Raw genomic sequence first — 12682 nt, 5'->3', positions numbered from 1 at the left:
GGCCTTCTCGGCCTCCGCCGGGTCCGTCGCGTGCCGAGCATCACCCTGGACAGCGACCACAACCGGCGGGTAACTTCGAAGGGAGTCTGAGCAAGCGCTTAGCCATGTTCCGCGAGTTTCCGCGAATCGACTGCCGATCTAGGAGGCATCCCGTGCGCCGTACGGTATTCAACGAGGACCACGAGGCGTTCCGGGAGACCATCCGCGCCTTCATCGCGGCCGAGGTCGTGCCGGTCTACGACGAGTGGTTCGCCGCGGGCCAGGCGCCGCGCGACTTCTACCTCAAGCTGGGCGAGCTGGGCATCTTCGGCATCGAGGTGGACGAGGAGTACGGCGGCGCGGGCATCGACTCGCACAAGTACGAGGCCGTGATCTACGAGGAGACCGCCCGTGCGGGCGTCTCCTTCGGCGGCTCCGGCGTGCACACGCTGCTCGGCCTCCCGTACATCAAGATGCTGGCCACCGGCGAGCAGAAGAAGCGCTGGCTGCCGAAGTTCGCGAGCGGCGAGGAGATGTGGGCCCTCGCGATGACCGAGCCGGGCACCGGCTCCGACGTCGCGGGCATGAAGACCACCGCCAAGCTCTCCGAAGACGGCACGCACTACGTCCTCAACGGCTCCAAGACCTTCATCACCGGTGGCGTCCACGCCGACCGCGTGATCGTCTGTGCCCGCACCGCCGCCCCGCGCGAGGACGACCGCCGCTTCGGCATCTCCCTCTTCGCCGTCGACACCAAGTCCGAGGGCTACTCCGTCGGCCGCAAGCTCGACAAGCTGGGCCTGCGGGTCTCCGACACCGCCGAGCTGGCGTTCGTCGACGTCAAGGTCCCGGTCGAGGACCTGATGGGCGAGGAGAACAAGGGCTTCGGCTACCTCGGCACCAACCTGGCCTCCGAGCGCTGGGGCATCGCCTTCGGCGCGTACGCCCAGGCCGCGGCCGCCGTCCGGTTCGCCAAGGAGTACGTGCAGGACCGCACGGTCTTCGGCAAGACCGTCGCCTCCTTCCAGAACACCAAGTTCGAGCTGGCCGCCTGCCAGTCCGAGGTGGACGCGGCCCAGGCCGTCGCCGACCGCGCGCTGGAGGCCCTGGACGCCGGTGAGCTGACGGCGGCGGAGGCCGCCTCCGCGAAGCTGTTCTGCACCGAGGTCGCGCACCGCGTCATCGACCGCTGCCTCCAGCTGCACGGCGGCTACGGCTTCATGAACGAGTACCCGATCGCCCGCCTGTACGCGGACAACCGGGTCAACCGCATCTACGGCGGCACCAGCGAGGTCATGAAGTCGATCATCGCCAAGTCCATGGGCCTGTAAGGGATTATCTTCCTTCCATGAACGAGAGCCCCGATCCCCTGCTCGATCTGCTCCACCTGCTCGACCTGGAGCAGATCGAGCGGGACATCTTCCGGGGCGAGAGCCGCAGCGCGCTCGTGCCCCGGGTGTTCGGCGGCCAGGTCGCGGCCCAGGCGCTCGTCGCCGCGGGCCGCACCGTCCCCGCCGAACGGGGAGCCCACTCCCTGCACTCCTACTTCCTGCGGGCCGGCGACCCGGGCGCGCCCATCGTCTACACCGTCGACCGGATCCGCGACGGACGGTCCTTCACCACCCGCCGGGTCGTCGCCGTCCAGCACGGGCAGCCGATCTTCCACCTCTCCGCGTCCTTCCAGACGCACGAGGAGGGCATGGAGCACCAGGCCCCCATGCCCGCCGCCCCGGACCCGGAGACCCTGCCGACGGCCGCCGAGATGCTGCCCCGGTACGCGGACCGCTTCAGTGATCCCGGCGTCGTGGACCGGCTGATCGAGGCGCGCCGGGCGGTGGACCTGCGGTACGTGGACGAGCCGCCGTTCGCGACGGTGGGCGAGGCGCGCGAACCGCGTTCCCAGGTGTGGTTCCGGACGAACGGCAAGCTCGCCGACGACCCGCTGCTGCACGTCTGCCTGGCCACGTACGTCTCCGACATGACCCTGCTCGACTCGGTGCTGCTCGCCCACGGGCGGGGCGGCTGGACGGTCGGGGACGTGGTCGGCGCGAGCCTGGACCACGCGATGTGGTTCCACCGGCCGTTCCGGGCGGACGAGTGGCTGCTGTACGACCAGGAGTCGCCGTCGGCCTCCGGTGGCCGGGGACTGGGCCAGGCCCGTATCTACACCGCCGACGGACGCCTGGCGATCACGGTCATCCAGGAAGGCGTGGTCCGCGTTCCCCGGGGATGAGCACCGTCTGAGGTGTCATTTCGGACATACTCCCCACCATGAGTGACGCGGAAGCGGGCAGTGAGGCGGCTGATGGCGGGGAGTCCACTTTCACGGTGATCGTGGCGGCCGCCGCCAACCTCGGCATCGCCGTGGCGAAGGCCGTCGCCGGGCTGATCAGCGGCTCCAGCGCGATGCTCTCCGAGGCGGCGCACTCGGTCGCCGACACCGTCACCGAGGTCATGCTCCTCACCGCGCTCAAGCGCAGCGGGAAACCGGCCGACGAGGACCACCCCCTCGGTTACGGCCCCGAGCGCTACATCTGGGCGATGCTCGCCTCCATCGCCACCTTCGTCGGCGGGGCCGTCTTCTCGGTCTACGACGGGGTGCACACGCTGGTCGCGGGCGAGGAGCTGGGCGATCCGCTCGTCTCCTACCTCGTCCTCGGCGTCGCCTTCCTGCTGGAGGGCTACTCGCTGCGCACCGGGGTCAAGCAGGTGCGGCGCGAGGCGTCACGGCTGCGGGTGCCGGACACGTACTACCTGCGGCACACCCCGGACACCGCGGTGAAGGCCGTGGTGATGGAGGACTCGGCGGCCCTGATCGGCCTGCTGCTGGCGGCCGGCGGCCTGCTGGGCGGGCAGCTCTCCGGCTCGGGCGTCTGGGACGGGATCGCGTCCTGCCTGATCGGGGTTCTGCTGGTGTACGTGGCGTGGGTGCTGGGCCGCTCCAACGCGCAGCTGCTCATCGGGCGGCCGCTGCCCCGGGCGATGCGGCTGGGGGTGCGCGAGGAGCTGCTGTCGGTGCCGCACATCGTGGACGTACTGGAACTGACCACGCTGATCCAGGGGCCGGCCGAGATCCTGATCGCCGCGAAGATCGACTTCCGGGACATGGCCACCGCCCCGGAGGTCGAGTGGGCCTGCGAGGAGGCGGAGGCACAGCTGCGCGAGCGGTTCCCGTCGGTCCGGCGGGTGTATCTGGACCCGACACCGGGGCGGGCGCAGCGGCTGCGGCGCGGCGGTTCCTGAGCGACACCGGTCGCGGCGGGCCGGAGCCCGGCCGCTCCTGAGGCCCGCAGCGCCTACGCGGCCGGCTCCTCGGCGACCGGCTCCAAGGGCTCCTCCTCCAGCAGCCCCGCCGCGTGCAGCAGGTAGTCCGTCATCGGGTCGTAGAAGCGCGGGTCGGTGACATGGTCGTCCAGCGGGACCGTGACCTGGAGGGCGCCCTCCGACTCGCCGAGGAAGAGGGCCGGGTCGTTGCAGTCCGCGTAACCGATCGCGTCCAGCCCGCGCTGCCCCGCGCAGCCCGCCCAGCCGTGGTCGGCGACGACCAGGTCGGGCAGCGGGCGGCCCAGGTGGGCCAGGGCGTCCAGGACGGCGGCCATCGGGGCCGGGGAGTGGGTGTGCCAGAGGGTCGCGCCGCGTTCCAGCATCGCGACGTCGGCGAACTGGACGACCAGCCCCTCGTCCGCGATCAGCCCGGACGGGATACGGACGATCTCGCAGCCCGCGCGGCGCAGCGCGTCCGCCGTCTGCCGGTGCACGTCCAGCAGGCCGCCCGGGTGCCCGGTGGCGAACAGGACCCGCTCGCGGCCGTCGGCGGCCTTGCGCAGCCGGGCCGCCATCCGCTCCAGGGCGTCGACCGTCAGCTCGGGGTCGATGGTGTCCTGGCCCTGCCGGTGCGCCGGGTCGTCGTTGACGCCGCAGCGCTCTGCCATCACGGCGAGCACGTCCTGCTCGTCGGTCCAGCGGTCGCCGAGCTCCAGGCCCAGCCAGTAGTGGCGGTCACCGTTGGCGAGCTTGCGGTAGTGGGAGAGGTTGTTGTCGCGTGGCGTGGCGACGTCCCCCGCGATACGCGTACGGACGAGGTGGTCGACGAGGGCGGCGCGGCTGGGTATCGGCATGGACCCATTGTGCCGCCCGGTGTGCGGGGCGTGCCCGGTGTCTTGACCGTCGGACGGTCCGGGGCCCGGCGGGCGTGCGGTCAGCGGCCGGTCCGCGCCGGCTCCGGCTTCCGGCCCCGGCGTGCGGTCCGCGCCCGGTCCACGCCCGGCCCGGCAAGTCTTCCGGGACTGTTCACCCTCGCGTGACCTGCCTCTTCCCCCGCCGGACGGGCGTCGGGCTCGAATGGAATCACCCAGAGGTCTGGACCAATTAAGTCGCGCCAATCCGATGTCTCATTCCGTCCGCCGCAGCCCTACCGGGCAAGTGGTCTATACCTTTGACAGTAAGGTGGGCCACCCGGAGACGGGCACAGAAAAACGGGTACATACGCAGCCGTGGGGGGCTTTATGACCATGCATCACCTTCCGCAACCTCCGTCCGACGACGAGCTCTACTGGTACTTCGGGCCACAACACCGGTGGGTGCTGGTGAGCAGCTCGCTGGCCTTCGTGTTCACGGCGGCGACGATGTTCACCTTCGCGTTGCGGACCCCCGCGCTGTGGGCGTTCCTCGCGGTCCTCGGGCTGAACCTGGCCGCCCTGCTGCTGTCCTCCGTCAACAGCCTGCGGCAGCGCCGGCTGACCCGGGCCTCGCACGAGGTGCTCGTCCGCGCCTGGCGGCCCGCCGCGCTGCCGGCCGTCGACCTCTACCTGCCGACCTGCGGCGAACCCCTTCCCGTCCTCGCCAACGCCTACCGCGCGGTCGCCGCCCTCGACTGGCCCGACGCGCTCACCGTCTGGGTGCTGGACGACGCCGACCGGGCCGAGGTGGCGGCCCTGGCGGCCGAGCACGGCTACCGGTACGTCGTCCGCCCCGACCGGGGGCACCTGAAGAAGGCCGGGAACCTCAACCACGCCCTCACCCTGTCCGACGCCGAGTTCATCGCGATCCTGGACGCGGACTTCGCGCCCCGGCCGGACTTCCTGCGCCACCTGGTCCCGTATCTCGCGGACCCCGCCGTCGGCATCGTGCAGAGCCCGCAGTGCTTCGACACCGACGCGGGCATGGACTGGATCCAGCGCGCCGCCGGGGCCGCGCAGGAGTGGTTCTTCCGCTGGATCCAGCCCTCGCGGGACGCCAGCGACGCCGCGATCTGCTGCGGCAGCAACGCCGTCTACCGGCGCGCCGCGATCGACCTGGCGGGCGGCTTCGCGCGGCTCGACCACAGCGAGGACCTGTACACCGGACTCGCCCTGCACGAGCGGGGGTTCCGCACCCAGTACGTCCCGGTCCTGGTCGCCAAGGGCACCTCGCCCGACACCGTCACCTCGTTCGTCAACCAGCAGTACCGGTGGGCGATGGGCAACCTGCACCTCCTCGGCACCCCGGTCCTCAAGCGGATGAAGGCACCCTGGCGGATGCGGCTCTGCTTCTACGAAGGCGTCGTCGGCTACCTGACCACGGCCGTGAACACCTTCGCCGCTCCGCTGCCGCCGCTGGTGATGATGTTCTGGTACCCCGACCACGTCCGGCCCTGGCACGTCCTGCCGCTGCTCGCGCCGCTGTGGCTGTGGCATGTGCTGCTGCCCCGGATCAGCCGGACCCGGTGGCGGGTGGAGGTGATCCGCGCCAACGTCCTCACCAGCGTGGCCGCCGCCACCGCCTTCTGGCACACCCTGCGCGGCCGCAGTGCCGCCTGGGTGCCCACGGGGGCGCGGAGCAGCGGGAGTTCGGGCTCGATGGCTCGCCGGGTGGTGGGCGTCTCGCTGGTCTGGCTGGTCCTGTCCAACGGGGCAGCCGCCGGTGGCCTCGCGCTGGCCGTGGCCCGTAACGGCTGGGAGCCCAACTGGGGCCTCGGCCTCTATCTCCTGGTCCAGTTGCAGATCAACATGCCGCTGATCCGGGACCTGTCGGCCGAGCTCCGCCCGCCCGCGCCGACCGGGAAGCCCCTCGCCGAAGCCGGGCCCCGGTCCGGGTCCAGGTCCGGGTCCGGGTCCAGGTCCAGGTCCGGGTCCAGGTCCAGGCCCCGGTCCTGGTTCACGTCCGGGTCGCGGTCGGTCGCCCGTACGGGCATGCTGCCCCGCCGCTGGCCCGAGGCACTCGCCGCCTCCGCCGTCCTCCTGCTCACCGGTCTGATCGCCTCCGGGTGGGTCAACCCGATGCTCCCGTGGCTGAGCTGAGCCATACCGAAAGGCGCCACCCGATGCCCTTCCTCCTCGCCCACGGCCCACGCCGTAAGCGATCCACCGCCCCCCACCCGGCCGACCCGGGCGGTCCGGCCCGCCCGATCCGCTCGGGCGGCGAGTCCGGGCCCAGTCCGCACCGGTCCACGTTCCGGCCCGACATCGAAGGGCTGCGCGCGGTCGCCGTCCTGGCCGTGCTCGCCTTCCACGCCCAGATACCGGGAGCGGCGGGCGGCTTCGTCGGCGTGGACGTCTTCTTCGTCATCTCCGGCTACCTGATCACCGGGCTGCTGGTCCGGGAGGCGATCACCACCGGCCGGATCCGGCTCGGCGACTTCTTCTCCCGCCGGGCCCGCCGGCTGCTGCCCTCCGCCGCCGTCGTCCTCGCTGCGGTCGCGGTCGCCGGGGCGTGGCTGACCGTACCGCTGCTCCGCGCCGACCTGGAGCACGACGTCCTCGCCGCCGCGCTGTCGGTCGCCAACTGGCGGTTCGTCTCCCAGCAGACCGACTACCTCGCCGCCGGGCACGACCAGAGTCCACTGCTGCACTTCTGGTCGCTCGCCGTCGAGGAGCAGTTCTATCTGTTCTGGGCCCCGCTGCTGGCGGTGATCGTGCTGGTAGCCGCCCGTGCGGTGCGCCGGGGCCGGGCCGTGCGCGCGGTCGTGGCGCTCGTCACCGCTGCCGTGGCCGTCGCCTCGTTCGCGCTGTCCCTGCACTGGACGCGGGACTCCGTCTCGCTCGCGTACCTCGGAACGCCGTCGCGGGTCTGGCAGTTCGCCGTCGGCGCGCTGCTGGCGCTGCTGCCCTGGCATCTGCTGCGCGGGCCGCGTCCGCTGCGGCTGGTGTGCGGATGGGCGGGGGCCGCGGCGATCGTCTGGTGCGTCGTGGCGTACGACGCGTCGACCCCGTACCCCGGTCACGCGGCGCTCGTCCCGACCCTGGGCGCGGCCGCCGTCATCCTCGCCGCGATCCCGGGTCGGGGCGAGCGCGACGCCCAAGGGGCCCACGGCGTCGGGCGGTTGCTCGCGGGACGGGCCCCTCGGGCGGTCGGGCGGCTCTCCTACACCCTGTATCTGTGGCACTGGCCGGTGCTCGTCCTCGCCGAGGCGCGGCTCGGCTCGCTCGGCTGGCCCGCGAAGACGGCGCTGACGCTGGCCGCCGTGCTGCCCGCCCTCGCCACGATGCGCTGGGTCGAGCAGCCGCTGCGCCGCAGCCGTACCGTCTCCGAACTCCCGCGCCGGGGACTGGCGGTGGGGATCTCGGCCATCGTCCTGCCGGTCGTCCTCGCACTCGTCGTCGGCACCACGACCCTGCAACTGATGGACCCGGCCACCCAGGTCGACGTCAAGGGCCTCCCGCCGGGTGCGGTCGCCGGACCCTCGCTGCTCGCCCGCGCCGACGGCTCCCCGCTCACGGACGGCCCTCCGGTGCCGGGCCCGGCCCAGGCCCGCAAGGACTTCCCGCCGGACGGGGCCTGCCAGGTCGCCCCGGCGGTGACGCGCAGCCCGGAGTGCCTGTTCGGGGCGGTGGACAGCCCGGACCGCATCGTGCTGCTCGGCGACTCGCACGCCGGCCAGTGGTTCTCCCCGCTGCTCTCGCTGGCCTCCCGGCGCGGCTGGGCGCTCCAGGAACTGGTGAAGCAGGGCTGCCCGCTGCCGGAACTCACGGTGAGAAGCCCTCAGTTGGGCCGCGTCTACCGCGAGTGCGACAGCTGGCGGGCCGACGCCCTGGACCGGCTGCGTACGGGGCCGAGGCCCCGGCTCATCGTGATCGCCTCCCTCAACCGCTACACCGCCGACGAGAAGGCCCTGATCGCCGCCTGGGAGAAGACGCTGGAGCCGCTGCGGGCGACCGGCGCCCCGATCGTGTACATCGAGGACACCCCCGTACCGGGCACGGACGTTCCGGCGTGCGTCTCCGGCGCCCCGGACGACGCCGCCGGCTGCGCGTTCAGCCGGGCCGACGCGCTTCCGGCCGACCCGCTGGCGCGGCGGATCGCGGCGGGCGCGGTGCCGGGTGTACGGTCCGTCGGCGTGAACCCGGTGCTGTGCCCGGGCGACGGCCCGACCTGCCCCGCGGTACGGGACCGGATCCTGCTCTACCGCGACGACGCCCATCTGACGAACGTGGCGGCCACCGTGCTGGCCCCCCGGCTGGAGCGCCTGCTGACGGAGTCGGGCGCGCTGCCTCCGGCCGGTGCCACCGGCCCCGCAGCACCCGCTCCCGGGAAGGACGGCTGGGCCGAGCTGCTGCGGGACGACTTCGACGGGCCGAAGGGGAGCCGCCCCTCCCCCGCGAACTGGCAGTACGACCTGGGCACGTGCTACCCCGGATGCCCAGCGCCGCAGTGGGGCACCGGCGAGATCGAGACCATGACCGACTCGACCGACAACGTGCGCCTGGACGGCCGGGGCGTACTGGAGATCGTGCCCACCCGGAAGGCCGGGCAGTGGAGTTCGGGACGGATCACGACCGTACGTTCCGACTACGCGCCGCCGCCCGGCGGAGTGCTGCGGATCGAGGCGTCCATCGCCCTGCCGGACGTGACCGGGCCGGAGGCGGCGGGCTACTGGCCCGCGTTCTGGACCCTGGGCGGCTCGTTGCGCGACGGATACACCGGATGGCCGGGCGTGGGTGAGCTGGACGTGATGGAGTCGGTCAACGGCCGCGACAGCGTGTTCGGTTCGCTGCACTGCGGGGTCCTGGACGGCGGCCCGTGCGAGGAGCCGGTGGGGCTGACATCGGGTCCGCAGCCCTGCGCGGACTGCCGTACGGCGTTCCACACGTACGCCGTCGAGGTCGACCTCTCCCCCGGCGCGGAGGAGGTCCGCTGGTACCGGGACGACCGGGTGTACCACCGGGTGCGGGCCGACACGATGGACACGGAGACCTGGAAGCGGGCGGTGGACCACGGGGTGTTCCTGATCCTGAACGTGGCGATCGGCGGCAAGCTGCCGGAGGCGGACGGCGCGACGGCGGGCCCCGCGACCGAGCCCGGCCACCCGATGCGCGTCGACCACGTCACCGTCTCGGTCAGGAGGCCGGGCTCGGGCTGAGGCCTTCGACGGCGAGGGTGAAGAGGCGGCCGGCCCGGACCGACGGTTCGGCGTGGTGCTCGGTGGCCGGGGCGATCCCGACGACGAGGGTGATCAGGTCGTGGAAGGTGACGCCCGGCCTGACCACGCCGTCGCGCAGGGCGCGGTGGAGCAGCGGGGCGGGCGGCGCCCCGAAGACTCTGTCCGGCGGCCTGAGGGCGCTCGGAGGACCCTGTTCTACGACACCACGGTGAGGACCGTCACCACGGTCACCGCGGAGATCGCCGCCTGAAGGTTGCGGATCGCCTCGCGCACGCTCACGCCCGCCCAGTGGCCCTCGACGATCTCGGCCATGCGCGGGGCGACCTGCTTCTTCGGCAGGCCGGGGAACGTCTGCGGGTGCATGCCCGTCGCGTGCACCAGGGCGACGAGCGCGGTGGTGCGGGCGTCCGGCTCGGCGCCGTGCAGCACCACGGCGGCCAGCCGGGCGCGCAGCTCGCGTTCGACGGTTCCGTCCGCCTCCGGGTAGCGGCGCACCGGGAAGACGCCGAGGGCCCGGTGCTTCTCCTCGGTCACCAGACCGCGGGCGCAGAGGCTCGCCACGACGTCCTGCGAGCCCTTGGCGTGTTCCCGGGTCAGCCAGTCGGTCACCTTGCGGCTGCTGGAGGCCCCGTGGACCCAGCGCGCCAGCCGGTCGAGCCGGCCGTCCAGCAGGGCGTCGCCGGTCGGCGTGGGGTCGAAGACCTCGACGCGGCCGCCCCTCACCGTGACGCGCCCCGCCATGACCAGCTCCAGGAGCATGCCGGCCGCCACGCCCCAGCGGGCGGCGGTCTCCCCCTTCGCCGCGCCGGTCTCGTCGTCCAGCGACAGCAGCATGATCTCTTCGCCCAGTGAGACGGTCATGGTGCGGCTCCCCGATTTCGTAGCGTTGCGACCGGTCGTGGCGTGTCGACCGGAGAGACGTACGCACCCCGCCCGGGGTTGCCCGGAACCCGGTGCGGCCCGGGAGAGGAAGCCGCTGCTCAGGAGGGCTCCGCCGCGGCGAAGGCACCCCGGGCCAGCCGGTGCAGCAGCGCGGCGGTCGCCGCCCGGCCGGGCAGGGCGTCCGGGCGGGCCAGGTGCGGGGTGGAGTTCAGCAGGCCGAAGACGGCGTGCACGGTGACGCGGGCCCGGTTCTCGGCCAGCGCCGGATACAGGGCGCGGACGACGCCGACCCAGACCTCGACGTACTCGCGCTGAAGCCGGCGCACCCGCTTGCGGTCCGTGTCGCGCAGCCGGTCCAGCTCCCGGTCGTGGAGGGTGATCAGGGGGCGGTCGTCGAGGGCGAAGTCGATGTGGCCCTCGATGAGCGCGTCCAGCAGGGCCTCCGGGGAGCCGTCGCCCCGGGACTCGTCCTCCGCCACCCGCAGCCGTCCGCCCTCCAGGAGGCGCTCGCTGATGCCCACCAGCAGTTCGGCGAGCATCGCGTCCTTGCCGGGGAAGTGGCGGTAGAGGCCGGGGCCGCTGATCCCGACGGCGGCGCCTATCTCGTCGACGCCGACACCGTGGAAGCCGCGCTCGGCGAAGAGGCGGGCGGCCTCCCGGAGGATCTGCTCGCGGCGGGTGGGAGCCGCGACGCGGGCGGCGGCATGGGTGCTCATGAGGATTCATTCTAGACAGGGTCGTTAGCGCTCGTTAACCTGAGGGAAACGCGTTAACGCTCATTAACAGCATGTCAACGCCATTTCACTACTGCGGTACGGGCAAGGGGGCTCGACACGATGCAGCAGGCACCGGTCCTGGCGAGCGCGGCCGATCCCGCCTCGGAGGCCTGGCAGGCCAACGAGGCGGCTCATCGCGCGCTCTCCGACGAGCTGACGGGACGGCTCGCCACGGCGCGGCTGGGCGGGGGTGAGAAGGCGCGGGCCCGCCACGAGGCGCGCGGCAAGCTGCTCCCCCGGGACCGGGTGGACACCCTTCTCGACCCGGGCTCGCCGTTCCTGGAGCTGGCCCCGCTGGCGGCGAACGGGATGTACGGGGACCAGGCGCCCGCCGCGGGCGTCATCGCGGGCATCGGGCGGGTCTCGGGCCGCGAGTGCGTGATCGTCGCCAATGACGCGACCGTCAAGGGCGGCACGTACTACCCGATGACCGTGAAGAAGCACCTGCGCGCGCAGGAAGTGGCGCTGGAGAATCGTCTCCCCTGCCTCTATCTGGTCGACTCGGGCGGCGCGTTCCTGCCCATGCAGGACGAGGTCTTCCCCGACCGGGACCACTTCGGGCGGATCTTCTACAACCAGGCCCGGATGTCGGGGGCGGGCATCCCGCAGATCGCGGCGGTGCTGGGCTCCTGCACGGCGGGCGGGGCGTACGTCCCGGCGATGAGCGACGAGGCGGTCATCGTGCGCAACCAGGGCACGATCTTCCTCGGCGGCCCGCCGCTGGTGAAGGCCGCGACCGGCGAGGTCGTGACGGCGGAGGAGCTGGGCGGCGGCGAGGTCCACTCCCGTACGTCGGGGGTCACCGACCATCTCGCGGAGGACGACGCGCACGCGCTGCGGATCGTCCGCAACATCGTCGCGACCCTCCCGGACCGGGCCCCGCTGCCCTGGCCGGTCGAGCCGGCCGAGGAGCCGAAGGTGGACCCGGCGGGGCTGTACGGGGCCGTGCCCGTGGACTCCCGCACCCCCTACGACGTACGCGAAGTGATCGCGCGCGTGGTGGACGGCTCCCGCTTCCAGGAGTTCAAGGCGGAGTACGGCCAGACGCTGATCACCGGCTTCGCCCGGATCCACGGCCACCCGGTCGGGATCGTCGCGAACAACGGCATCCTGTTCTCCGAGTCGGCCCAGAAGGGCGCGCACTTCATCGAGCTGTGCGACCAGCGCGGCATCCCGCTGCTCTTCCTCCAGAACATCTCCGGCTTCATGGTCGGCCGGGACTACGAGGCGGGCGGCATCGCCAAGCACGGCGCGAAGATGGTCACGGCGGTGGCCTGCACCCGGGTGCCGAAGCTGACGGTCGTGGTCGGCGGTTCGTACGGCGCGGGCAACTACTCCATGTGCGGCCGGGCCTACAGCCCCCGCTTCCTGTGGATGTGGCCGAACGCCAAGATCTCGGTGATGGGCGGCGAGCAGGCGGCCTCCGTCCTGGCCACCGTCAAGCGCGACCAGCTGGGCGACGACTGGAGCGCCGAGGACGAGGAGACGTTCAAGGCCCCGATCCGCGCCCAGTACGAGACCCAGGGCAATGCGTACTACGCGAGCGCCCGGCTCTGGGACGACGGCGTGATCGACCCCGTGGACACCCGCCAGGTGCTGGGCCTCGCCCTCACGGCCTGCGCCAATGCCCCGCTGCCCCAGAAGGACCCGGCCGGTCCCGGCTTCGGCGTCTTCCGGATGTGAGGAA

At 72.6% G+C, this 12682-nt stretch carries 9 protein-coding genes and 1 pseudogene; 6 read left to right on the top strand and 4 right to left on the bottom strand.

The window, feature by feature from the left end; translation table 11 throughout:
• The first annotated feature begins 152 nt into the window (after window positions 1–152).
• From AC0VY3_RS06290 to AC0VY3_RS06280, 3 genes are read left to right on the top strand one after another with little or no spacing between them, the layout of a single operon-like run.
• Window positions 153–1310, top strand: coding sequence for an acyl-CoA dehydrogenase family protein (locus AC0VY3_RS06290; protein ID WP_103511841.1), 1158 nt, complete (start codon window positions 153–155; stop codon window positions 1308–1310).
• A 17-nt stretch (window positions 1311–1327) separates the two neighbouring features.
• Window positions 1328–2212, top strand: coding sequence for an acyl-CoA thioesterase II (gene tesB / locus AC0VY3_RS06285; protein WP_103511840.1), 885 nt, complete (start codon window positions 1328–1330; stop codon window positions 2210–2212).
• Window positions 2213–2250: 38 nt separating this feature from the next.
• Window positions 2251–3222, top strand: a complete 972-nt coding sequence (locus AC0VY3_RS06280; RefSeq protein WP_103511839.1) for a cation diffusion facilitator family transporter — start codon at window positions 2251–2253, stop codon at window positions 3220–3222.
• Window positions 3223–3275: 53 nt separating this feature from the next.
• Here AC0VY3_RS06280 and AC0VY3_RS06275 read toward each other — a convergent pair whose 3' ends face one another.
• A complete protein-coding gene (locus tag AC0VY3_RS06275; RefSeq protein WP_103511838.1) occupies window positions 3276–4097 on the bottom strand; it encodes a phosphatase in 822 nt (273 codons plus the stop codon).
• Between the two features lie 387 nt (window positions 4098–4484).
• Here AC0VY3_RS06275 and AC0VY3_RS06270 point away from each other — a divergent pair, with 387 nt between their 5' ends.
• Both AC0VY3_RS06270 and AC0VY3_RS06265 read left to right on the top strand, forming a co-directional pair.
• Complete coding sequence (locus tag AC0VY3_RS06270; RefSeq protein ID WP_475549155.1) at window positions 4485–6257, top strand: glycosyltransferase family 2 protein; 1773 nt, start codon at window positions 4485–4487, stop codon at window positions 6255–6257.
• A 23-nt stretch (window positions 6258–6280) separates the two neighbouring features.
• On the top strand, window positions 6281–9316 hold the full coding sequence (locus AC0VY3_RS06265) for an acyltransferase family protein (protein WP_475549154.1): 3036 nt from the start codon (window positions 6281–6283) through the stop codon (window positions 9314–9316).
• On the opposite strand, the pseudogene AC0VY3_RS06260 reads toward AC0VY3_RS06265, so the two are convergent.
• The 3 genes and pseudogenes from AC0VY3_RS06260 to AC0VY3_RS06250 form a co-directional block, all read right to left on the bottom strand.
• Window positions 9294–9476, bottom strand: a pseudogene (locus AC0VY3_RS06260) (SbtR family transcriptional regulator); the annotation flags it as partial. The gene AC0VY3_RS06265 and the pseudogene AC0VY3_RS06260 sit on opposite strands and share 23 nt — an antisense overlap.
• Before the next feature lie 56 nt (window positions 9477–9532).
• Window positions 9533–10198 carry a GOLPH3/VPS74 family protein gene (locus AC0VY3_RS06255; RefSeq protein WP_475549153.1) on the bottom strand — a complete coding sequence of 222 codons (666 nt, stop codon included), beginning with the start codon at window positions 10196–10198 and terminating at the stop codon, window positions 9533–9535.
• Between the two features lie 119 nt (window positions 10199–10317).
• Window positions 10318–10935, bottom strand: a complete 618-nt coding sequence (locus tag AC0VY3_RS06250) for an SACE_7040 family transcriptional regulator (protein WP_103511834.1) — start codon at window positions 10933–10935, stop codon at window positions 10318–10320.
• Between the two features lie 120 nt (window positions 10936–11055).
• Between AC0VY3_RS06250 and AC0VY3_RS06245 the strand changes: the two genes are divergently transcribed.
• Window positions 11056–12678: a carboxyl transferase domain-containing protein gene (locus AC0VY3_RS06245; protein ID WP_475549152.1), complete on the top strand. Its 1623-nt coding sequence runs from the start codon at window positions 11056–11058 to the stop codon at window positions 12676–12678.
• Window positions 12679–12682: the final 4 nt, after the last annotated feature.

The organism is Streptomyces sp. iso_384 (assembly GCF_056172905.1).
This window is presented reverse-complemented; position numbering and strand designations above follow the sequence as displayed.

What these genes read in the sequence shown, in the direction of transcription:
- AC0VY3_RS06245 (WP_475549152.1), top strand. Translation starts at nt 11,056, where the DNA reads ATGCAGCAGGCACCGGTCCTGGCGAGCGCGGCCGATCCCGCCTCGGAG.
- AC0VY3_RS06270 (WP_475549155.1), top strand. Translation starts at nt 4,485, where the DNA reads ATGACCATGCATCACCTTCCGCAACCTCCGTCCGACGACGAGCTCTAC.
- tesB (WP_103511840.1), top strand. Translation starts at nt 1,328, where the DNA reads ATGAACGAGAGCCCCGATCCCCTGCTCGATCTGCTCCACCTGCTCGAC.
- AC0VY3_RS06265 (WP_475549154.1), top strand. Translation starts at nt 6,281, where the DNA reads ATGCCCTTCCTCCTCGCCCACGGCCCACGCCGTAAGCGATCCACCGCC.
- AC0VY3_RS06250 (WP_103511834.1), bottom strand. Translation starts at nt 10,935, where the DNA reads ATGAGCACCCATGCCGCCGCCCGCGTCGCGGCTCCCACCCGCCGCGAG.
- AC0VY3_RS06255 (WP_475549153.1), bottom strand. Translation starts at nt 10,198, where the DNA reads ATGACCGTCTCACTGGGCGAAGAGATCATGCTGCTGTCGCTGGACGAC.
- AC0VY3_RS06275 (WP_103511838.1), bottom strand. Translation starts at nt 4,097, where the DNA reads ATGCCGATACCCAGCCGCGCCGCCCTCGTCGACCACCTCGTCCGTACG.
- AC0VY3_RS06280 (WP_103511839.1), top strand. Translation starts at nt 2,251, where the DNA reads ATGAGTGACGCGGAAGCGGGCAGTGAGGCGGCTGATGGCGGGGAGTCC.